The following is a 23,288-nucleotide window of genomic DNA, read 5'->3' as shown; positions in this document are numbered from 1 at the left end:
TGAATATTGAAAGTTCATTTAGCAATACGCCAAGTTTCTTGTATAGATAACAAAGCTTAATCGGCATTGTTTAGTGGTATTATTGAATGATAGCAATTTGAAAGAAGGAATGTAGCAAAGTGCCAATTTGTTACTCGCATTTATTCGCTAATTCTATTATTCCAAGTTCAATTATTTATTCACTTTATCATTCCCTAATTCGTTCATTTTATAATTCATTCCTTCACTCATTCATTCCCTCATTCATTCCCTCATTCCCTAATTATTTATAAAGCAGGTATTTCAAGCGTGTTTTTTTGTAAGCATTTAATCCTGGTGCCCAGCTTGCCCTGATTTGTTTTTCGCTTTTGCCGGCAATAACTTGTTGTCTGAAATCAGCTACGCCAACTAAACGTTCAATAACGCCCATTTCTTTACTCAGCTTGGTATTGAAAAAATCTTCTTTTTTGGGTGATGCATTATAAAGTTCGATCAGCCATGAAATATTAAGTTGTTTCGATTTTCTCAATATTGAAGTATCATAATCTCTCAAATCCAGTCCATAACAAAGCTGATTCTCAAACAATGGCGTTTCCGACATTCCCTTAATACTTTTTGGCGTAAAGCTGAACGCAAATTTATCCTTCAGGTAAGGTGCACCCACAACTGTAAAGGGAAACATTGTACCACGGCCATGGTTTAAATAAGTGCCCTCAAACAAGCATGTAGATGGATAGAGCAAAATGGCCTGCTGTGTATTTAAGTTAGGTGATGGCTTTACTGGCAAAACATATTCCATATCGTGTTCATAGTTCAGGTTTTTGATCACGGTGATTTTACATTTCACTTTGTTCTTTAACCAGCCTTCGCCATTTAACATCCCGGCATATTCGCCAATGGTTAAACCATGCGCAATTGGGATAGGTTGTACGCCAATACCCGATTTGAATTTAGGATCTAAAATTGGTCCATCAATTAAATAACCATTGGGATTTGGGCGATCTAAGATTACCAATTCTTTGTTGTTTGCGGCGCAGGCTTCCATTACATTCTGGAGCGTGTTAATGTAAGTGTAGAAACGTACGCCTACATCCTGAATATCAAATACCATAATGTCAATATCAGCCAGATCTTCTGCAGTTGGTGTGCTATGTTTTCCATATAAGGAAACGGCTTTAATGCCTGTCTTTGCATCAACTGAATCATCGATTTTTACGCCTGCACTGGCATCACCCCTAAAACCATGCTCCGGGCCAAAAATTTTCAGAATTTGTATCCCCAGGCTTATTAAACTATCCACTGAAGTTTGTGATCCAATAACAGAAGTTGGATTGACTACCATTCCTACACGTTTTCCTTTTAAGAGTGGCAGGTATTTTTCAGTTTGTTCAGCACCTGTTTTAATGGATGTTGGTAACTTGAAGTTATCTTTAATTAGTAATTTATTGGTTCGATACTCTCCCTGTCCAATTTGCTGTTCTAAAGGTTTTGGGTTCTGGCCACAGGCAGAAAAAGCAATTAAACATCCAAAGGCAAAGCTGATGTGTTTTTTCATATTCAATCTTTATAAATCAACAATAAAACAATTTAAGATTATAATGATTAAGTAATAAACTATTGCCATTATATTCCAAATATATGTCATTTTTAAAAAGGATTTAAGCATTTTTGCTGTTACAAAATTATCAAAATTGAATTTCGAATATTTCATAGCAAGCCGTATAGCCATCAAATCTGAGCGAACTTTTTCTAAGTTAATTGTTCGTATCGCTATTGCAGGTGTGATGCTGAGTCTGGCCGTCATGATTCTGTCTATTGCCATTATAAAAGGTTTCAAAACTGAGATTCAGGATAAAGTGAGGGGCTATCTCGGCGATGTACAAATTACCCGTTACGATCTGAACAATTCTTTTGAGCATTCTCCTTTTGTACTGGATGCGGAAACTAAAAAGCAGCTTAAAAATAATCCAGACATTGATTTTTATTATCCATTTGCCACTAAACCAGCCATTCTTTCTGCCAATAATGAGATCGAAGGCATCAATTTTAAAGGCGTTGATAAAAGCTATAACTGGGATTACATTAAGCAACACATCATTAGCGGTACGATTATCGATTTTGCGGATAGCACTGCCGCCATGCAGGAATTGCTGATCTCAAACTATACTGCAAATAGGTTGAGGCTTAAAACTGGCGATGATTTTATTATGTACTTCGTGCAAAACCAGTTGCGGCCAAGAAAATTCAAGATAGTAGGGGTTTACGATATCGGCGTAGAAGATATAGATAAGGGCTTTGTATTAGGGAATCTGAATATTATCAAACGCCTAAATAACTGGAAACCAGAGGAAATTGGAGGGGTTGAAATCCGGATTAAGGACTTTAACAGATTAAAGCCTGTTGCAGACGAAATTTTTGAAGGACTACCTCAAAATCTCAGGTCGTTTTCCATTAAAGAAAATTTTCCAAACATCTTTACCTGGTTAGGTTTACTGGATGTGAATACCCGGGTACTGTTGATATTGATGCTGATTGTTGGTGTAATTAATATGGTTACCGCATTGTTAATTATGATTCTCGAACGTACTAATATGATCGGAATGCTAAAATCTTTTGGGGCGAGTAACTGGTCAATTATGAAAATATTTCTCTATAACTCTGCTTATCTGATCGGCATCGGATTGCTGCTTGGAAATATCCTGGGTCTTGGTTTAGGATTCTTTCAGCAGTCTACGCACATTTTTAAATTGAATCAGGCTTCTTATTTTCTGGCTTATGCACCGATAGAATTCCACTTTCTGGATGTGCTGGCATTAAATGTGGTTACAGTTGTAGTGTGTTTGGCTGTATTAATTGTTCCTTCTTTATTAATTAGTAAAGTCTCTCCATTAAAAGCGATCAGATTCAAATAAGGGATCTTCGAATCACGTTCGTATTGCTTTTAAAAAATTAATGCGGCAATAAAATCGCCGCACCAATTTATCATTATAATATTGCCAGTTAAGCTTCTCTCCATCCAGAGAAAATACCTATGGCTTTAACTAACCATTCCAAATTGGAATAGAACTAAGAATTAAGATTTTATAAAATATAATAAGAGCCAACTGATGCCAGTTCTGTTTGTGGCTTGTCTTCATATATTTTGTCGTCGTCGATCATTTGCAAAAGATCGCGCTCAATATTTCTACAGATGGTGGTGGTTGGCGTATCTGTAGGTTTATTTTCAAATGGATCCTGTAAATGAACTGCCATTTTTTCTACTAATAAAAAGAATGCTGCAATGGCTATTACCAAAGGCACTTCCATATAGCCAAAGTATTCTATCAAACCAAAAGGTAGCAGCACGATAAACAGGTGGATAGACATATTGATATATTTACTGTAAGTAACAGGGAAAACCGTGTTTTTGATTCTTTCACAGCCACCCATGTGGTTACACAATGCAGTGATCGATTTGTCAATTTCAATTTGCTGGTATTTGTTAATCCATCCCTCGTTTAGTGCCTTTTTCAAATCCATGCCATGCAACTCCAACAAAGATGTGGTTACATTTCTGCGTTTCTTAATAAAAGCAAGTTCTTCCGGACTTAAAAATTCTTCCAGTCCTTTGCGGGCGTTGAAACCTCTTAGCGTCTGACTTAAGGCGTAACACCAGGCAATTTGCCTTTTAATGAAATGGTCTTTGAATTGATTCACTTCTTCTAACTCATAAGGATTTTCTACAAAGGATAAGATCTGGCGGGAGATTGATCTCGAATCATTTACTATCGCACCCCAAAGCGTTCTGGCTTCCCACCATCTATCATAAGCCTGGTTAGATCTGAAAGCCAGCAACAGGGATATTATGGTTCCTAATAAGGCAGGCACAGCAACCGGAATAGAAATTCTGGTGACGTGAAAATTCTGATAAAGCACAACAATACCTACAGAATAACTGATTACAAAAAGTAATTCGGTCTTGATTTTTCCAAAGGTGTAGGTGAGCGGGATGTTATTTCGTAGTAGCATAATATCTGATCTTAATTCGTTAATAACTAGGCATTTGACTCTTTTAACTGCGATTCCGGAATGCGGCTCTCGATTAAATTTTCCTGAACATGAATGGTCATGATGTTTAAATAAACCACTTCGCAACCTGATCGCTCTGTTAAAAACTTCGGATCGATGCTGTATTTATTTAGGGCTTTAAAATTATAATCTTTTGGATATGCAATGCAGTCAACATCGAATGCTTCTATAAAATTTTTGAAAGCCGATACCGTACTTCCATAAAAGTATTCTATACCTATATTATTGATTTGATGGGCATATCGTTTTTTGTAATCATTTAATTTCTGATAAAACTCATCGCTTACATTTTCATAATCGCGACTGCGACGACTTAACATCAACATATCGCTTATAGAATCTGATAATTTGAAAGCATGTAGAAATATCACGTTCAAGGTTTCATTAGGCTGAGCTTGAACAAGCGCATCAATAATCTTTGTACTTTCTAAGTTGAAGTCTGTTGGTACTAATACTGTTTTCATTGCTTACTTGTTTAAATGAATAATTAATACAAGTTTAAGCCGATGATATTATAGCCGAATAAGAACGAGATTAGAATGAGATTAGAATTTACTCGAGGGAGGGAATATTAGGTCAAATATAACAACTTTTAGCGCTATAGGCTTAATAAAGGCAGTATTATTTTAATTTCTGTTCCAATACCTTCCTGAGATTTAATGGCGATGCTACCTCTGTGTAACCTGATAATATTTAGCGATAGGGGTAAGCCAACGCCGTAACCCTTGTAGGCATTTGTGTTCGAAGCACGATAAAAGGGTTCGAAAATATGTTGAATATCGGTCTGAGGAATGCCGATGCCTCTGTCAGTTACGGCGATAGACAACGTTTGTCCGTTACTTTCTATTCCTACACTCACCGGTTTTTCGTTAGAATATTTACAAGCATTACTTACTACGTTGGATATGGCCAGCTTAACCAGATTTTTGTTTACTTTCAGGGTTAACAGCGATTCATCTTCTGGTAATTTGCTAAAGTCGATTTGAATGACACTATTAGGATAGACCTGGTTAACAGAATCTTTGATTTCCCAGAGCAGTTCATCCATCCGTACTTCTTCCCAGGGCTGATTTTTTCCGTTAAAACCAGATTGCGCCAAGCCAAGTAAGCTGGTGAGGATATGTTCCAGCCGTTCAGCTTCATTTTTTATTTTTGCCAATGCCTGTTGTTGCTGAGCCAGATCTTGTCCTGGTTTCATGGCAAGTTCTACCTCTCCGCTAATTACCGTTAAGGGTGTTCTGAGTTCGTGTGAGGCATTACTAATAAAATTGTTTTGGGTCTCGAATGCGGTTTCCAAGCGGTTTAACATGTTATTAAATGTTTGGGCCAGTTGCGACATTTCATCACTTCCTTTTTTAACCTCCAGGCGCATATGTAAATTTTCTGCCTTTATTTTTTTTACACTTTTAATGATGTTCCGGAGCGGGGTGAGCATGTAATCGGAGAATTTCCATCCTACTACAAATGATAAGAAAATGGAAAGGAAAAATCCAATAATCAGAATTTTCTGAAGATCCTCCAATTCTCTGAATCCAAAAGGATCGTTGGCTGAAATGATAACGATGTAGCCACCTTTGGATGTTTTAAAGTATTTTCCTGCATAAAAATGGTTCTCCTCACGATAGCGAGCCATAGCGCCTGAACTAATTTTGCTGTAAAAACTTCTAGGGAGTTCACGGTCAACCTGCGAGGTGGTTTTCTTAGGGTCTATGATAAATTCTCGTTCTGATGGAAGACGCTCCAGGTATTGGTTACGCATTTTAGCATAAACACTATTGTTATCGTCTTCGTATAATTTAATTTGTGCCGCAATATTTACCCTTGCTTCCAGCCGTTTATAGAAATCTTCAAAAGCAAATTCATTAGAGAAATACCAGACAAAACCACTTAATAACGAAATGATTACCGCCGAAAGAATAGCGAAAAGTAAGGTGATTTTTTTGGCGATTTGCATTATTTCTCTTTTAGAACATAGCCCAGGCCTACCGCAGTATGGATAAGTTTTTGGTCGGCAATTTTATCAATTTTCTTCCTAAGGTAATTCACGTAAACATCTACCACATTAGTGCCCAGGTTGAAATCGATGTCCCAAACGTTTTCCAGGATATCAATTCTGGAGAGTATTTTGCCTTTGTTTTTAGCCATATACTCCAGCAAGCGGTATTCTGTAGCGGTAAGCACCACGTCGGTTTTATTGCGGTTAACTGTTTTTGCGCTGAGGTTAATCTGTAAATCAGCAATGCTGATAATCTGATCAAGGTTAACGGTGCCGTGATAGCGCCTTAAAAGCATCCTGATTCTGGCGAAAAGTTCGGCAAATTTGAAAGGTTTAACCAGGTAATCGTCTGCACCATTATCTAATCCGTTAACCACATTTTCGGTAGTACCCAAAGCAGTAAGCATAATTATAGGCGTACTTGGTTTAAGGTCTTTGATGATTTTACAAAGTTCAAGACCATTAATGCCAGGGAGCATAATATCGAGAATAATTAAATCGAAATGATTCTCGATAGCCATTTGTTTGCCAATCAAGCCATCGGGAGCAATACTCACCGTAAAACCTTCATCTGTTAAACCTCTGGAAATTACTGAAACCACATTTGGCTCATCTTCTACTACTAATAAATTCATCTAAGACAAAATAATTGTAAAAATTGCAGATTTACAAAATCTAAATTCACGTAATTTTCCAATATAATTGTTTTCAGTGAAAGGAAGGCATAATTATTTGCCATTTTCTCTTAAATGCTTGCAGAAAGCCCTCCTGGTTCAACCAATCTATTAATTTTTGCTTAGATCTTAAAACGGAAAAATTGATCAAATGTCTTTTTCTGATTTATCTTTCAAAGATTTTAATCCGTTTTCGAAATCTTTACCGATCATGGAATCCATACTCTTGAAAACACACATCCATTTGCTGATCATGTTATGGTCTCCGCTCATTGTCCATGTTACTTTGTTGCCATTTCCTTCTGGTATTATATCAAATTTAGTATCGGCCACACTCTCGAAAGGCTCGAAAAATTTAAGTTCCATATCAACAAGCCTATTTGGTGTTACGGTTAAGATTTTCATATAACCTGATCCAGTCTCTTTACCCTTCCATTCATATAAGTGATTTGGTAATAAGGGTTTTCCAGAAAACTTCACTTTTGCAGATGGTTCCATTTTTGCCCAGGGATTCCATTTATAGAATTCATTAAAATCGGCAATGTTTTTATAGATTACATGATCAGGTGCATTGATCATTGTAGTGCGATTTACTGTGTAATTTTTTGGGAGGAAGAACGAACCAACCACAAATACAACAGCCAATAGGATAATGATACCGAGCAGGATTTTTAAGAATTTCATATTAAATTTATTTGGTTAAATAAATTTAACATAAAACGCTCAAAATCAAAGCATTTTAAACGATGTTGATTTTTGATTGAGGTGAATTAATTTTGTAATGCATTAAGTCAGCAATAGATTGCGCTTTTTGCTTAATGATTTCTGCGTTTTCTCCTGCGAAAAGTTCATCAACAACTTCAAAAAAAATTGTTTTCCAGGCATTAAATTCTTCGGTTTTTAAGGGAGCTTTCTCATTAAGTGAAAAATGGGTGAGCATGGGATTGCCTTTGTAAATCGCTTTTCCAAAAAGAATACTTTCCCAGAAATCGTACATTTTAGGCAAATGATGTGACCAATCAACATTTGCCACCTGGGTAAAAATAGGGCCAATGGTTTGGTTCTCTTGTACTTTAGTGTAAAAGTGATCAACTAAAAGGATAATGTCGGCTCTGGTTTCAATATCTTTCATCATGCAAATATTTTGGTCACAAATATCAATGAAAAACACCTAAAGAAAAGTGAATTAGGTTATTAAATGAATTTGCCTTTACTTATATAACCTCATGAGGAGTTTATCGTAATAAATAACCGCTTTATATTGCATTAAAATATCGCCGCCAATGATACCAACAATGGGTGGATGACCAAATTGCTGATAAGTTTCACTCACCGATTGCAAATCAAAAGCAACCGTTTCGTAATTTTTTAACTTTAGGGCGCCAATTCTAACTTCAGGAATAGTAGCCTGAATGGTTGTGGTGGTAGTAAAAAGTGTAGCTGCGTTAATTTCATTTGATACCTGAAGTGTTTCGGAGAGGTGTTTTTCTATAATGGCTTTATCAAATACACTTCTGGAGGCACCTGTATCAAGTACGGCAAAATGTGTTTCTTTAAAAACGACAATTTCCACCAGTAAATGGAAACCGTCGTCTTGTAAATTGATTAATTTAAGTGGGATTGGTATTGATCTCATTTATGTTTTTACTACCTAAGGCAGCTAAGTAAGTTGAATTATTTTAAACGCATATTCTTAGGTTCCTAAGGTGGTAATTATGAGACTACACTAATTTCATTTCCGATAGCACATTATTCATGTTCCTGACAGCATCAGCACTTTTATTAAATGCCGCTTGTTCGTCTTCGGTCAATTTGAAATCGATAATTTTTTCACATCCGCCACGGCCAATAATTACCGGAACGCCTAAACAAATGTCTTGCTGGCCGTATTCACCTTCTAAAGAAACCGAGCAGGTAAATAGTTTTTTCTCATCACGAACAATGGCTTCAACTAAAGCGGCACCAGCAGCACCAGGGGCATACCAGGCAGATGTACCAATTAAGCCTGTTAATGTTGCACCACCAACCATGGTATCTGCTGCAACTTTTTCAAGCGTTGCCTCATCCAATAAATTACTTACAGGTAAACTTTGGTAAGTGGCCAAACGCGTAAGTGGAATCATAGTGGTATCGCCATGACCACCAATTACAAAACCCTGTAAATCATTTGGGTTACAATCTAAAGCCTGAGATAAATAGAATTTGAAGCGGGAGCTATCCAATGTGCCACCCATACCAATAATACGGTTTTTAGGCAGACCAAGCGATTTCAGCGCCAGATAAGTCATGGTATCCATCGGATTACTGATTACGATGATAATGGCTTCCGGAGAGAATTTTAAAATATTCTCCGTAACGCCTTTTACAATACCAGCATTAATACCAATCAAATCTTCACGGGTCATTCCCGGTTTACGGGGTAAGCCAGAAGTGATCACCACAACATCAGAGCCTGCTGTTTTACTGTAATCATTAGTCACTCCGGTGATTTTCGTGTCGAAACCCAGCAGAGTAGCGGTTTGCATCATATCGATGGCCTTACCTTCGGCAAAACCTTCTTTGATATCAAGTAGAACGAGTTCGTTGGCTAATTCCCTACGGGCAATATTATCTGCACAGGTAGCACCAACAGCGCCTGCACCTACAACCGTTACTTTCATATATCTATATTTTAATGGTTTGCTCTTCTAAATATTAATCGAAGGTAGAAATAAATATAGGGTTAAAAAATCCTTTTAAAACTTTATAATTCTGCCGGGGTTAATGATTTAGTAGAAAAGCTAAGGCTGAAAGATTAAAGCAGAAAAGCTAAAGCTGAAAAATAATGATAATTCAACAACTATAAATATGGAAAATAAACCCATCTCCAATATTGATTACAAAGCCTTTGAAGGCAAATGGTATTCTCTTTATTCGATTCCAACTTTAATGGATAAAAACTGGAAACAGACTACCGAAACTTATACGCTCAAAGACGATGATCATTTCGATGTACTGACCACTTACCATAAAGAAGGGAAGCCGGAGGAGAAAACAATTACTTCCAAGTTATTTTTTGATCATGATAAAGCTGATGGCGATATGAAGGCGCAGTTTTTATGGCCATTTAAAATAGGGTATTGGATTATAGAAATCGCAGATGATTATCGTTATGTGGTGGTTGGGCATCCAGATGAAAAATATCTTTTTATCATGGCCCGAGAACCTAAAATGGAAGCTGATTTATTAGTGGATATTATCGAAAACTGCCGGGTAAGGGGATATGATGTTAGTGAATTGGTGAGTCAGGAGCATTTTTGAGGAATTTCTAAACCTTACAGGTTTTAAAAACCTGCAAGGTTTAAGAAGATAATCTAGGTAAGATCCTTTATCCAGTTCAGGAGGACGATTCGTCGCAAAATGGATTTCTCGATGGATAAACTAACCGACTCGTCATGCTGACCTGTAGCGCAGCGGAAAGCTACGCAGTAAATTTAGTTCAGCACCTATCTCGGTAGCTTTTGAGTCAAGTTCAGGCAGACGATTCTTCATAAAAGCGATTTCTCGAAGGATGCAATCAAGGCTAATCTTTTATTGATAATTTACTGACAACTTCCGTTCTCAAATTCCTTATTTTTGAAGAACCGTTATCATTCCTGAGCGGCTAATTCTTTAGATTACAATATGTACTTAATTTTTGATACAGAAACCACGGGTTTGCCTCGTAATTACAACGCACCAATTACCGATACGGATAACTGGCCACGTTGTATTCAAATTGCCTGGCAGCTACACGATGAGATGGGGAGGATAGTTGAGCATCAGGATTATCTGGTTAAGCCAGAGGGTTTTAATATCCCTTACGACGCTGAGCGTATTCACGGAATTTCGACCGAACTGGCCGAAGAGCAGGGTATTACGCTAGCTGAAGTACTGGAGAAATTTAATATTGCCTTATCAAAATCAAAATTCATCGTTGGCCAGAATGTTGGTTTCGATGTGAATATTATGGGATGCGAGTTTCACCGTTTCGGGGTAGAAAACCGCATGGCAGAGATGCCAGTATTGGATACGTGTACCGAAATTACTGCCGATTTATTAAAGTTACCTGGCGGTAGAGGTGGTCGGTTCAAGTTGCCAACCTTAACGGAATTGCATTCTTATTTATTTGGTGTTCCTTTCAATGAGGCGCACAATGCAACTGCCGATGTGGAAGCAACAACCCGTTGCTTTCTGGAACTGATTAAAAAAGAAGTTTTCAAAAAGGAAGATTTACTGGTTGATGCTGAATATTTCCCACGTTTCAGGGAAGTAAATCCAGCATCTATGCCAGATTTTGGCATTCAGCATGTCAATCTAAAATCAGCATCTGATGAAATTCGCAAGCGACTCCAAAAAGCTGAAGGTGGTGGCGTTTCTAAACAGGAAATTGAACGAAACAAGCAGGAGCTGGCTTCTGCAACATTTGTACACCTGCATAACCATACCCAATTTTCGGTTTTACAAAGTACCATTAGTATTCCAGCCCTGATCAAAGCTGCGGCATCATTAAAAATGCCTGCCGTAGCCATGACGGATCATGCGAATATGATGGGGGCATTTCACTTTGTGAACAATGTTTTAAATCACAATAAAGCAGCAGAGGCTAAAAATGCTGCTTCAATTGAAGCAGGTGAAAGACCTACTGAAGTAGTGATGACGCCAATAATTGGTGTAGAGTTTTTTGTTTGCAATAATCACTTAGATCGAACTACAAAAGACAATGGCTACCAGATGGTGCTGTTGGCGAAGAATAAAGCCGGCTATCATAATCTGGCAAAAATGTCATCTATTGCCTATACAAAAGGCTTCTATTATGTTCCACGGATTGACAGACAAGTAATTGAGCAATATAAAGATGATATCATCGTACTTTCCGGAAACCTTTCTGGTGAGATTTCGAATAAAATCTTAAACATGGGTGAAAACCAGGCAGAGGAGGCTTTGATCTGGTGGAAAGAACAGTTTGGCGATGATTTTTATATCGAGGTGATGCGCCACAGCCAGGAAGATGAAGATCGTGTAAATGCATCTTTAATTTCACTGGCTAAAAAGCACGAGGTTAAATTGGTCGCCACCAATAACACCTACTATATTAATAAGAAAGATGCTAACGCCCACGATATTTTACTTTGTGTAAAAGATGGTGAAAAGCAGGCAACACCGATAGGCCGCGGTCGTGGATACCGTTATGGCTTGCCAAACCAGGAATACTATTTCAAATCGGGCGATGAAATGAAATCGCTTTTTGCTGATTTACCTGAGGCGATTTTGAACATACAGGAGATTGTAGATAAAATTGAAATCTACAAACTTGCTCGTGAAGTACTTCTGCCAAAATTTGATATTCCCGCACAGTTTCTGGTGGAGGAAGATGAAGTTGATGGAGGAAAACGAGGGGAGAATAAGTTTTTAAGACATTTAACTTACGAGGGGGCAAAAATCAGGTATGGAGAACTTACTCCATCTATAATTGAGCGTCTGGATTTTGAATTGGCCACGATTGAAAAAACCGGTTATCCTGGTTATTTCCTGATTGTGCAGGATTTTATCGCCGAGGCCCGTCGGAGAGATGTATCTGTTGGACCTGGTCGGGGTTCTGCAGCAGGTTCGGTGGTAGCCTACTGTTTATGGATTACGAATATTGATCCAATCAAATACGATTTGCTTTTTGAGCGTTTCCTGAATCCGGATCGTGTATCCATGCCCGATATTGATATCGATTTTGATGACGAGGGCCGTGGTCGCGTAATGGAATACGTAATTAACAAATATGGTTCCAGTCAGGTAGCACAAATCATCACTTATGGTACTATGGCGGCTAAGTCATCCATTCGTGATACTGCCCGTGTGTTGGATTTACCTTTGTTCGAAGCAGATAAAATTGCGAAGCTGATTCCAAATATGAAGCTGGCGAAAATCTTTACCCTCGACGAAAAGAGTTTAAAAGATGCTTTGAGACCTGATGAATACGAACGTGTTCAGGAGTTAAAAGCCATGGGCTTGCTGAAAGATTTAAGTGCAGAAACTATACAACAGGCACAGGTTTTAGAAGGCTCGTTAAGAAATACAGGGATTCACGCCTGCGGGGTAATTATCACGCCGAGCGATATTACCAATTTCGTTCCGGTAGCAACCGCAAAAGATTCTGATTTATATGTTACCCAATTTGATAACTCGGTTGTAGAAAGCGCTGGTTTATTGAAGATGGATTTCTTGGGGTTAAAAACTCTAACCCTGATAAAAGACACCGTTAAACTGGTTAAGAAAAGGCATGGCATCGACCTCAATCCGGATAATTTCCCGATTGATGATGTGATGACTTATGAACTTTTCCAGCGCGGTGAAACCATTGGGATCTTTCAATACGAGAGTCCGGGGATGCAGAAGTACATGAAGGAGTTGAAGCCAACAGTTTTCGACGATTTAATTGCCATGAATGCATTATATCGCCCGGGACCAATGGAGTATATTCCGAGTTTCGTTCGCCGTAAAAATGGTGAAGAAGAAATTCAGTACGATTTAGATGCCTGTGAAGAATACCTGAAAGAAACTTATGGAATTACCGTTTACCAGGAACAGGTGATGCTTTTATCGCAGAAACTGGCCGGTTTTACCAAAGGTGAGGCCGACGTTTTGCGGAAGGCAATGGGTAAAAAGCAGAAGGATGTTCTGGATAAAATGAAACCTAAATTTGTGAAGCAGGCGGCCGAAAAAGGCCATAACGCTACAACTTTAGAGAAAATCTGGAAAGATTGGGAAGCATTTGCATCTTACGCCTTCAATAAATCTCACTCTACCTGTTACGCCTGGATTGCTTACCAAACGGCTTATTTGAAAGCGCATTATCCGGCAGAATATATGGCGGCGGTACTGTCTAACAACATGAGTGATATTAAACAGGTGGCTTTCTTTATGGAAGAATGTAGACAAATGGGTGTGGTGGTTTTAGGGCCTGATGTTAACGAATCTGACCTTAAATTCTCCGTAAATGCCAAAGGCGAAGTCCGCTTTGGGATGTCTGCAGTAAAGGGTGTTGGTGAGAAAGCAGTGGAAAGTATTATTGAAGAGCGTGGTACAAATGGCCCATATGCTTCGGTTTACGATTTTGCAAAACGTTCGAATACCCGTATTGTAAATAAGAAGGCTTACGAGAGTTTTGTATATAGCGGTGCATTTGATGCTTTTGGAGGCCACAGGGCACAATATTTCTACATCGGGCCACACGACAAAATGAATGGGATCGAAAAGATTATCAAATTTGCCAACGATTTCCAGAACAATGAAAATACCTCACAAGCTTCATTATTTGGCGGTTCAAAAGCTGATTTGATTTTGGAACCTTCCTTGCCGGTTTCACCGGAATGGGCATTGATGGATCGCTTGAAATATGAAAAAGATGCTATCGGAATTTTTCTTTCTGGTCATCCTTTGGATAACTATAAGCTGGAACTTGATAAATTCTGTACACATGGTGTAAGGCAGTTGAGCATTATCAATAAAGTGAGAATGGGCGATACCAATGAGGATATTCTGGCTGAATTTACCAAGCTTCAAAACCGCGAACTTTGTGTAGGCGGGTTAGTTGTTGCTGCATCTCAGCGGATCACAAAAACCGGTAAACCTTTTGGAACATTTGTATTTGAAGATTATGATGATGCCTGTGAAATGGCACTTTTCGGTGAAGATTTCCTTAAATTCAAATCATTTTTAACAGAAGGATACTTCTTGCAGATAAGAGGCAGGGTAGGAGAAAGATTTGGAAAAGCAGGAGATTGGGAATTTAAAATCACGGCGATTAACTTGATGTCTGAATTAAGAGATAAGCTGACTAAAAGTTTAACCATACAGGTGCCAATTGAGCGGGTAAATGATGAGCTAATGAAGGAAATTGAGCTGATTTTAGCAGACAATAAGGCAAATTCAGATCAGCAAAACTGCCAACTTAACTTCGCTGTTTTTGATAGTGAAAAGCAGATTATGTTAGATTTGTCATCTAAGAATTTAAAAATCAATCCTAACAATAAGTTTCTAGAACAATTGCTGGGTCTTAATGTTGTTAATTACAAATTGAATTAGGTTTCTGGTTATTTTGTTGGTTAGTTAGTTTGTTGTTTAGGTGTATACTTATCGTGAAATTATTTTCCCAAAATCCAATTAACTAAAAAACCAACAAACCATAAGAGTGTCAAATTGACATTACGTTATAGTTGGCATTGCAATTGAATACATATATTTGAACATAAAAAAAATAATTATGGCATTAGAAATCACCGATGCAAACTTTGAGGAGCTTGTATTAAAATCAGATAAACCCGTGTTAGTAGATTTTTGGGCAGAATGGTGTGGCCCTTGTCGCATGGTTGGTCCTGTTGTAGAAGAAATCGCTAAAGAATACGATGGTAAAGCAGTAGTTGGAAAAGTAAATGTTGATAACAACCCTCAAATTTCAATGCAGTTTGGTATTCGTAATATCCCGGCCTTATTATACTTTAAAGACGGTCAGGTTGTAGATAAGCAAGTTGGTGCAGTTCCAAAATCAGTATTGGCTGAAAAATTGAACAAACAATTAGCTTAATTAAGATTTAAGTTATTTAAATATACTACCCGAATTCGTTACAGAATTCGGGTTTTTTATTGCGTTATTTTTTTGTTTATTTAATAAAAATATTGAATCATGCCTATCAATCTATTCAACAACAAATCATTAGGGGTTATTATTGCAGGTTTCGCTTTAAACTGCGTAAACATTGCATACGTTTCAGGCCAGAATCCTGTTGAAACCGACAAACCTACAGCAGACTATAAACCAGCATTTGAAGGGCAAACCAGAATCGCCGGGGTGAAAACAGAAACGCCTTTATCGATTTCGGTCATCAACGAGAAACTGGAAAATCCCTGGGGGATTGCAGTTCTACCAAATGGAGGGTTTTTAATCACTCAGAAACAGGGATCGATGGTTATATTGGGCCCGGATGGAAAACTCCTGAAGAAAATCGAAGGTTTACCCAAAGTAGATGCATCCGGACAAGGTGGTTTATTGGATGTAACTTTAGATCCTGACTTCGCCAAGAATAAAATGATTTACTGGGCTTATTCAGAACCTCAGGCGAAAGGTGTTTTATTAGCCATTGCCAAAGGAAAGTTATCTGCCAGTGAAACGAAGATAGAAAATCAAGCCATTATCTATCGGGCAACACCAGCACACACGGGTAAATTGCAATATGGATCGAGAATCGTTTTCGATAAAGATGGGAACCTTTTTGTAAGTGCGGGTGAAAGATCAGATAAAGAAGTTAGGATCCAGGCGCAAGCGCTAAATTCTTCTTTAGGAAAAATCTTACATATTACGAAGGATGGAAAGCCAGTGCCAAATGGGCCATTTGCAGGAAAAGCAGGAGCAAAACCAGAGATCCATGCTTATGGGTTTAGAAATCCTGATGGTTTGGCTATTAATCCGCAGACAGGTGATTTATGGGAAGCAGAATTTGGTCCGCGTGGTGGCGATGAAGTTAACCTCATCAAACCGGGTAAAAACTATGGTTGGCCAGTAATCACTTACGGGATTGAATATAGCGGAAAGGCTGTGGGCGATGGGATTCAACAGAAAGAAGGAATGGAACAACCCGTTTACTACTGGAACCCGGTAATTTCGCCAGGCTCAATCGCCTTTTACAACAGCGATAAAATTCCGGCATGGAAAGGGAATTTATTTGTCGGCGCATTGAGTGGCTCGCATATTATCCGCCTGGTAATTAAAGACAATAAAATTGTTGGTGAAGAAAGACTATTGGAAGGAAAGGGTGAACGTTTCCGCGATTTAGTCGAAAAAGATGGTGCTTTATACGCCATAACCGACAATGGAAAACTTTATAAAATAGCAGCAAAATAAGTTTCGGCAGTTGGAACACCAGCCGATAAATAAAATGTGTTTAAACCTCATAGGTTTCAAAAACCTATGAGGTTTTTATTACGCTAATCTTTTTATTAGCTTTACGATATGCAGGCCATAAAATATGATCAGGAAAGTAGCTTTGGGAATCTCGAGCTACTAGCAAGCCAGGTAGTAGAAGGTTTTATCACTGGATTACATAAAAGCCCTTTTCATGGTTTTTCGGTTGAGTTTGCAGAGCATCGCCAATACAATAGCGGTGATAACATAAAAAATATCGACTGGAAATTATTCGCGAAAACCGATAAGCTTTACAGCAAACGTTTTGAAGAAGAAACCAACCTTCGCTGCCAATTTGTAATTGATGCTTCCTCTTCGATGTATTTTCCAGAGCCGAAGAATAATAAACTTACCTTCTCAATCCAGGCCGCCGCATCATTAATGTACCTGCTGAAAAAGCAGCGCGATGCCTTCGGACTAAGTCTATTTACGGATGAAATTTTATTAAATTCACCTGCAAAATCGACTACGGTTCATCAGAAATTTTTATTTGCAAAGCTGGAGGAACTTCTGGAAAAACCAAAAGTTAATGCGAAAACGAATTTAAGCGAGTCACTTCACCAGGTTGCCGATCTCATCCATAAGCGGTCGCTGGTGGTTATTTTTAGTGATTTATTCAATACCCAAACCAGCCTAGAGCAAACCGATCTGTTTTTTGACGCTTTGCAGCACCTCAAATTTAATAAACACGAAATTGTAGTTTTTAACGTGGTTGATAAATCCAAAGAAGTCGCTTTTGAATTTGAAAATCGCCCATATCAATTCATTGATATGGAAACCGGAGATACCATCAAAGTACATACCAATCAGGTTAAAGATAATTACAAAGTAGCTATAACCGATTATCGGCAGCAAATTGCATTGAAATGTGTACAGTACAAAGTTGATTTGATCGATGCAGATATAGCAGATGGTTTTTATCCTGTACTTCAGGCTTATTTGATTAAAAGGCAAAAGCTCGGTTAAATCAGATCTAATTTCTTAACCAAATATTACAAAACACTGTAAATCCATGCAAACAATCCCATCGTTTTTTAAGTATAAATAGTAATCATATTTACTAAGGCGAATTGCCTTGCTTTAAAAATAATATCATGGCTAAAAATGTTGCAGAGCAGCTGGTAGAAATGCTGGTTGAGGCTGGCGTAAAAAGAGTTTACGCGGTTACCGGTGATAGTTTAAATTATTTTAATGATGCCGTACGGCGAAATGGGAAAATTAAGTGGATTCATGTTCGTAACGAAGAAGTGGGTGCATTCGCTGCCGCTGCAGAGGCAGAATTAGATGGCTTAGCCTGTTGCGCAGGAAGCTGCGGTCCGGGGCATGTACACCTTATTAACGGTTTGTATGATGCGCATAAATCTCACGTTCCGGTGATTGCCATTGCATCAACCATTGATACCGGGCAATTTGGAATGGACTATTTCCAGGAAACCAATACTACAAAATTGTTTGATGATTGCAGTTCGTATAATCAAATCGCAACTACTGCTGCTCAGGTGCCACGAATGTTTCAGGCCGCTATTCAACATGCTGTACACAACAAGGGTGTTGCTGTTTTTGGTTTGCCAGGCGATGTTGCACAGCTGGATGCGGTAGAAAGTGAAACTTCTATGCAATTATTTAGAAGCAAACCTGTAATTAGGCCTAATGATCATGATCTTAATTTATTAGCCGATAGCCTGAATGAAGGTAAAAAAATTACGATTTATTGTGGTATTGGCGCTGCTGAAGCTCACGATGAGGTAGTTGCTTTAGCTGAAAAACTAAAAGCGCCCGTTGGTTTCTCTTTCCGTGGGAAGATGGGCATTCAATATCATAATCCTTACGAAATCGGGATGACAGGCCTCCTCGGTCAACCGTCTGCTTATCACAGTATGCACGAATCGGATGTTGTATTGCTATTGGGAACTGATTTTCCTTATCAGAACTTCATGCCAGAGAAAAATAAAATCATTCAGATTGATGAAAGTCCTGAAAGGTTAGGCAGAAGGGCAAAACTTCATATGGGTTTATGCGGTGATATCAAAGATTCATTATCTGCTCTGCTGCCATTAATCGCCACGAAAGCTGATGATAGCTTTTTAAAAGCGCAACTTGAGTTTTATGGAAAAGTGAAAGAAAGTCAGCTTAGTTATGTTAAAGATCAGGGCTCAGAAAATAAAATTCAGCCAGAATATGTAGCTGATACGATTAACCGATTAAGCAATCAGGACGCAATTTATACGGTGGATACCGGGATGTGTTGTGTTTGGGGTGCCAGATTTATAGATGGAACCGGACAAAGAAAGATGCTTGGGTCATTTAATCACGGCTCGATGGCCAATGCCATGCCAATGGCAATAGGAGCAGCACTTGCTCATCCTGAAAAACAAGTTATTGCCCTTTGTGGCGATGGAGGATTATCCATGTTGTTGGGAGATTTGGCTACCATTAAACAATACAATTTACCCATAAAAATCATCGTGTTTAACAACCGTGCATTAGGAATGGTGAAGCTTGAAATGGAAGTGGATGGTTTGCCAGATAATGAAACAGATATGATCAATCCTGATTTTGCGCTGGTTGCACAGGCAATGGGTTTTAAAGGGGTAACCATCAGCAAACCTGAAGATGTAGAAATAGGCATTGCTAATGCTTTTGCAGAAGATGGTCCGGTGTTGTTAAACATTATGACCAATCCTAATGCATTGGCTATGCCACCGAAAATAGAATGGGAGCAGGTAAAAGGAATGACTATTTCGATGACCAAGTTAATGCTCGGCGGAAAAATGAGTGAAGTATTTAATACCATAAAATCCAACTACAAACATTTAGGCGAAGTTTTATAACCTGAAATAAATATAAAAAAGCATGTTAGAAAAAGGAACAATTGCACCCGATTTTGAATTGAATGCCACACCAGATCAAAAGATCAAATTGAAAGATTTTAAAGGGAAAAATGTCATTCTGGCTTTTTATCCTGCCGATTGGAGTCCGGTTTGCGGTGATCAAATGGCGCTGTACAATGAAATGCTGAAGTATTTTAGTAAACATGATGCACAGATAATTGGCATATCGGTAGATAGTACCTGGTGCCATAATGCTTTTCAGCAGGATAGAAAACTTCATTTTCCGCTCCTGGCTGATTTTGAGCCAAAAGGCGAAGTTTCGAAAGCTTATGGTGTTTATGATGATGAAGTAGGAGAGAGTAAAAGAGCACTTTTTGTTATCGATAAAGATGGGAAAATTGCCTGGAGTTATTTATCGCCAACGGCTGTTAACCCTGGTGCAGATGGAATATTAGATGCCTTGGAAGAATTAGAAAAAAAATAAAGCGCTTATGAGTACCTTAAAACCAGAAGTAAGCAGTAAAGATCATGTAGAAGGATCTGATGCTGCATCCATTACCATTGTTGAGTATGGAGATTATCAATGTCCACATTGTGCGCATGCCTATCCAATTATTAAAGAAATAGAGCAGACCTTTGGCGATCAGATCAGGTTTGTTTTTAGACACTTTCCACTTCAGGAAGCTCATGAGTTTGCTTTCCCGGCAGCACTAGCGGCAGAAGCTGCAGCATTGCAGGATAAATTCTGGGAAATGCATGAGGCTATTTATGAAAATCAATATCGCTTAAGTGATGATCTTTTTGAAGAACTGGCAGAAACCATTGGTTTAGATGTGGAACAATTTCAAAAGGATATTTTAGAAGAGGCAGTGAAGCAAAAGGTAGAAGACGATTTTGAAAGTGGTGTGAGAAGTGGTGTAAACGGAACGCCCTCTTTTTATGTTAACGGAACAAAATTCGACGGTGGACCAGATGAGCTGTTTGAAATGCTTAAAGAAAGTGCCGAATAGAAACAAAAAACCTCATGTATTTTGCAATACATGAGGTATCAGATAAGGGTAACCGGAAAACTAAAAAACTAATTATGAAGTTTTTAGAATTTAACAAAACGGAAATCGCTTCTGGTGTTTTGTTATATCAAAGGTGCACTTCGTTTATGAAGTTTTAGTGAAGAAACGAAGTAAGAAATAAAGATCAAAGCATAAATATATTCTGGTCTTTATTCCTGGCTCTTTGGTCTTTAATCTAAATTACAAATTACCTCTTAATTCCTGCTCTCGTTCCAGCGATTCAAAAAGTGCTTTAAAGTTTCCGGCGCCAAAGCTTTGTGCACCTTTCCGCTGAATAATCTCGAAGAATAGTGTCGGTCTATCCTCAATCGGCTTGGTGAAAATCTGTAGTAAATAACCTTCTTCATCACAATCAACTAAAATACCCAGGCTTTCTAAAAGAGCGATTTCTTCATCAATTTTGCCCACACGTTGTGGCATCATGTTATAGTAAGCTTCAGGTGGCGCGCTTAAAAATTCTACTCCACGAGATTTTAATTCTTTAACTGTTTTGACAATGTCTTTCGTCGCAACCGCAATATGCTGTACACCTTCACCTTCATAATACTCCAAGTATTCTTCAATTTGCGATTTCTTTTTGCCTTCGGCAGGTTCATTAATCGGGAATTTAGAGAAGCCGTTTCCATTGCTCATCACCTTGCTCATGAGGGCAGAATATTCTGTGTTAATTTGTTTATCATCAAAAGATAGAATATTTACAAAGCCCATCACCTCTTCATACCATTGCACAGCCTCATTCATCCGGTTCCAGCCCACGTTGCCAACACAATGATCGATATATAAAAGTCCGGCATCAGCAGGTTGATAATCACTTTCCCAAACGCAGTAGCCAGGCATAAAAGCTCCTGAATAGTTTTTACGTTCGATAAACATGTGAACCGTTTCCCCATAAGTGTAAATTCCACTCATTTTAACCTCGCCATTTTCGTCGGTTAGCGTTTTTGGCTCCATATATGGTTTCGCACCACGTTTAGTGGTTTCTTCGAAAGCATTGTAAGCATCTTCAACCCATAAAGCCAGAATCTTTACGCCATCACCATGTCTTTTTACATGTTCTGAAATTTCATGATCTGATTTTAAAGCAGTTGTTAAAATTAGCCTGATTTTTCCTTGCTGTAGTACGTAAGAGGCTCGATCGCGAACACCCGTTTCCGGACCGGCATAAGCCAGGCTTTGAAAGCCAAATGCCGTTTTGTAATAATGGGCTGCCTGTTTAGCATTTCCTACATAAAATTCTATATAATCTGTTCCGTTAATGGGCAGAAAATCTGGTGCCTTTGATATTTTTTCTGCAAAAGTTTGTGTTTCCATATAATTAAGGTAGTTCGGAGTCCGAAGTCGGGTGTCCGAAGATTATTTTTTTAAAGTCCAAAGTCGGATGTCCGAAATCGGAAGAATTTATTTTAAATAAACAATTTTTAGTGAATTGATGATATGAAGCATGATCATCGGACCTCGGTCTTCCGTCCCCCGACTTTCTTTATTCAACATTGACTTGCCAGCTTTTGTGATAATTTTCATCTTCAATTGAAATTGCCTCTTCAGTAAGCATCAACGGTTTAAAAGGATCAATCATCACCGCGAGTTCATCTGTCTTTTCCTTCCCGATAGATTTTTCTACTGTGCCGGGATGAGGTCCGTGAGGAATTCCACCAGGATGTAGGGTGATTTGTCCTTTCACCACACTTTTCCGGCTCATAAAATCTCCATCAACATAATAAAGTACTTCATCACTATCTACGTTGCTGTGGTTATAGGGAGCAGGAATGGAATCTGGATGGTAATCATACTTGCGTGGAACAAATGAGCAAACCACGAAATTATGGCCTTCGAAGGTTTGGTGTACAGGTGGCGGCTGATGAAGGCGACCGGTAATTGGTTCGAAATCGTGAATGGAAAAAGCGTAAGGGTAATGATAGCCATCCCAACCTACGTAATCAAAAGGATGAGTGCCGTAAGTGTAAGGATAAATTAAGCCTTGTTTTTTAATGAGCACCTTGAAATCGCCATGTTCATCGTGAGTTTGTAAATTTTCGGGTAACCGTAAATCCCTTTCGCAATAAGGAGAGTGTTCCATTAATTGCCCGTATTGGTTAAGATATCTTTTTGGAGGCCGTAGCGGACTAAAACTTTCTACGATGAACAACCTGTTTTGTTCGTTGTCAAATTCCATCTGGTAAATAGTGCCCCGGGGGATAATCAGGTAATCGCCATAAGCAAATTTGATCTCTCCAAATCCTGTTTTCAGCTTTCCCGATCCCTCATGAACGAAAATCATCTCATCAGCCTGGCTGTTTTTATAGAAATAATCAATCATTGATTTTTTAGGTGCAGCCAGTACGATATGTAAATCACTATTTACTAAAACAGGTTTCCGGCTTTTTAGATAATCATCCTCGGGTTTAATATTAAAACCCATTAAGCTGGTATGTTTCAGGTGTTTTTCTCTGGCAATTTTAGGCTCTACGCTGTAAGGCTCGCTCAAATGCTTCACTATTGTCGGCGGATAACAATGGTAAACAAGCGAATACAAACTCGAAAAGCCTTCGGTAGATACCAGTTCTTCAGCATAAAGATTTCCATCTGGTTTGCGAAAAACTGTATGTCGTTTTGCGGGTATTTGCCCCAATTTATGATAAACAGGCATATAGATTGATGTTAGGTTAGAAATAAAATCTAAAAGAAGAAATAATTAGAACG

20 protein-coding genes are annotated in these 23,288 nt (G+C 38.5%); 9 read left to right on the top strand and 11 right to left on the bottom strand.

Going from position 1 to position 23,288, the window contains the following annotated elements; genetic code table 11:
- Positions 1-262 precede the first annotated feature (262 nt).
- Complete coding sequence (locus ACN1CD_RS13030) at positions 263-1,534, bottom strand: exo-beta-N-acetylmuramidase NamZ domain-containing protein (RefSeq protein WP_419130828.1); 1,272 nt, start codon at positions 1,532-1,534, stop codon at positions 263-265.
- A gap of 136 nt (positions 1,535-1,670) precedes the next feature.
- On the opposite strand from ACN1CD_RS13030, the gene ACN1CD_RS13025 reads away from it, so the two are divergent.
- Positions 1,671-2,891 (top strand): ABC transporter permease, encoded by a 1,221-nt coding sequence (locus tag ACN1CD_RS13025; RefSeq protein ID WP_419130827.1) that lies wholly within the window; start codon positions 1,671-1,673, stop codon positions 2,889-2,891.
- A 169-nt stretch (positions 2,892-3,060) separates the two neighbouring features.
- Here ACN1CD_RS13025 and ACN1CD_RS13020 read toward each other — a convergent pair whose 3' ends face one another.
- The 8 genes from ACN1CD_RS13020 to mdh all read right to left on the bottom strand — a co-directional run bounded on the left by ACN1CD_RS13020 (position 3,061) and on the right by mdh (position 9,377).
- Entirely contained in the window at positions 3,061-3,987 is a 927-nt protein-coding gene (locus ACN1CD_RS13020; RefSeq protein WP_419130826.1) for a bestrophin family protein, read from the bottom strand.
- Positions 3,988-4,013: 26 nt separating this feature from the next.
- A complete protein-coding gene (locus tag ACN1CD_RS13015; RefSeq protein WP_419130825.1) occupies positions 4,014-4,511 on the bottom strand; it encodes a hypothetical protein in 498 nt (165 codons plus the stop codon).
- A gap of 134 nt (positions 4,512-4,645) precedes the next feature.
- Positions 4,646-6,001, bottom strand: coding sequence for an ATP-binding protein (locus ACN1CD_RS13010; RefSeq protein ID WP_419130824.1), 1,356 nt, complete (start codon positions 5,999-6,001; stop codon positions 4,646-4,648).
- Positions 6,001-6,678, bottom strand: a complete 678-nt coding sequence (locus ACN1CD_RS13005; protein ID WP_419130823.1) for a response regulator transcription factor — start codon at positions 6,676-6,678, stop codon at positions 6,001-6,003. Before ACN1CD_RS13005 ends, ACN1CD_RS13010 begins: the two co-directional genes overlap by 1 nt.
- Positions 6,679-6,864: 186 nt before the next feature.
- Positions 6,865-7,401: an SRPBCC family protein gene (locus tag ACN1CD_RS13000; RefSeq protein ID WP_419130822.1), complete on the bottom strand. Its 537-nt coding sequence runs from the start codon at positions 7,399-7,401 to the stop codon at positions 6,865-6,867.
- A 55-nt stretch (positions 7,402-7,456) separates the two neighbouring features.
- Positions 7,457-7,852: a group III truncated hemoglobin gene (locus ACN1CD_RS12995; protein WP_419130821.1), complete on the bottom strand. Its 396-nt coding sequence runs from the start codon at positions 7,850-7,852 to the stop codon at positions 7,457-7,459.
- 75 nt (positions 7,853-7,927) lie between these two features.
- Entirely contained in the window at positions 7,928-8,353 is a 426-nt protein-coding gene (locus tag ACN1CD_RS12990; protein ID WP_419130820.1) for an aspartyl protease family protein, read from the bottom strand.
- Between the two features lie 85 nt (positions 8,354-8,438).
- Positions 8,439-9,377, bottom strand: a complete 939-nt coding sequence (gene mdh, locus ACN1CD_RS12985; protein WP_419130819.1) for a malate dehydrogenase — start codon at positions 9,375-9,377, stop codon at positions 8,439-8,441.
- Positions 9,378-9,564: 187 nt separating this feature from the next.
- Here mdh and ACN1CD_RS12980 point away from each other — a divergent pair, with 187 nt between their 5' ends.
- The 8 genes from ACN1CD_RS12980 to ACN1CD_RS12945 all read left to right on the top strand — a co-directional run bounded on the left by ACN1CD_RS12980 (position 9,565) and on the right by ACN1CD_RS12945 (position 20,528).
- Positions 9,565-10,017 (top strand): lipocalin family protein, encoded by a 453-nt coding sequence (locus ACN1CD_RS12980; RefSeq protein WP_419130818.1) that lies wholly within the window; start codon positions 9,565-9,567, stop codon positions 10,015-10,017.
- 363 nt (positions 10,018-10,380) lie between these two features.
- Positions 10,381-14,814 carry a DNA polymerase III subunit alpha gene (gene dnaE, locus ACN1CD_RS12975; RefSeq protein ID WP_419130817.1) on the top strand — a complete coding sequence of 1,478 codons (4,434 nt, stop codon included), beginning with the start codon at positions 10,381-10,383 and terminating at the stop codon, positions 14,812-14,814.
- A 178-nt stretch (positions 14,815-14,992) separates the two neighbouring features.
- On the top strand, positions 14,993-15,313 hold the full coding sequence (trxA, locus tag ACN1CD_RS12970; protein ID WP_029275428.1) for a thioredoxin: 321 nt from the start codon (positions 14,993-14,995) through the stop codon (positions 15,311-15,313).
- A 99-nt stretch (positions 15,314-15,412) separates the two neighbouring features.
- The gene (locus ACN1CD_RS12965) at positions 15,413-16,627 is read left to right on the top strand and encodes a PQQ-dependent sugar dehydrogenase (protein WP_419130816.1); all 1,215 of its coding nucleotides are present in this window, start codon (positions 15,413-15,415) and stop codon (positions 16,625-16,627) included.
- Positions 16,628-16,735: 108 nt separating this feature from the next.
- The gene (locus ACN1CD_RS12960) at positions 16,736-17,653 is read left to right on the top strand and encodes a DUF58 domain-containing protein (protein WP_419130815.1); all 918 of its coding nucleotides are present in this window, start codon (positions 16,736-16,738) and stop codon (positions 17,651-17,653) included.
- A 128-nt stretch (positions 17,654-17,781) separates the two neighbouring features.
- Positions 17,782-19,518: a thiamine pyrophosphate-dependent enzyme gene (locus ACN1CD_RS12955; RefSeq protein ID WP_419130814.1), complete on the top strand. Its 1,737-nt coding sequence runs from the start codon at positions 17,782-17,784 to the stop codon at positions 19,516-19,518.
- A 22-nt stretch (positions 19,519-19,540) separates the two neighbouring features.
- Positions 19,541-20,002, top strand: a complete 462-nt coding sequence (locus tag ACN1CD_RS12950) for a redoxin domain-containing protein (RefSeq protein WP_419130813.1) — start codon at positions 19,541-19,543, stop codon at positions 20,000-20,002.
- A 7-nt stretch (positions 20,003-20,009) separates the two neighbouring features.
- A complete protein-coding gene (locus ACN1CD_RS12945) occupies positions 20,010-20,528 on the top strand; it encodes a DsbA family protein (protein WP_419130812.1) in 519 nt (172 codons plus the stop codon).
- Between the two features lie 240 nt (positions 20,529-20,768).
- Here ACN1CD_RS12945 and hppD read toward each other — a convergent pair whose 3' ends face one another.
- Both hppD and ACN1CD_RS12935 read right to left on the bottom strand, forming a co-directional pair.
- Positions 20,769-21,899 (bottom strand): 4-hydroxyphenylpyruvate dioxygenase, encoded by a 1,131-nt coding sequence (gene hppD, locus ACN1CD_RS12940; RefSeq protein WP_419130811.1) that lies wholly within the window; start codon positions 21,897-21,899, stop codon positions 20,769-20,771.
- A 169-nt stretch (positions 21,900-22,068) separates the two neighbouring features.
- Entirely contained in the window at positions 22,069-23,235 is a 1,167-nt protein-coding gene (locus ACN1CD_RS12935) for a homogentisate 1,2-dioxygenase (protein ID WP_419130810.1), read from the bottom strand.
- Positions 23,236-23,288 lie beyond the last annotated feature (53 nt).

Origin of the sequence: Pedobacter sp. N23S346 (assembly GCF_048515415.1) — a bacterium.
In the GTDB taxonomy this organism is placed as follows: domain Bacteria; phylum Bacteroidota; class Bacteroidia; order Sphingobacteriales; family Sphingobacteriaceae; genus Pedobacter.
This window is presented reverse-complemented; position numbering and strand designations above follow the sequence as displayed.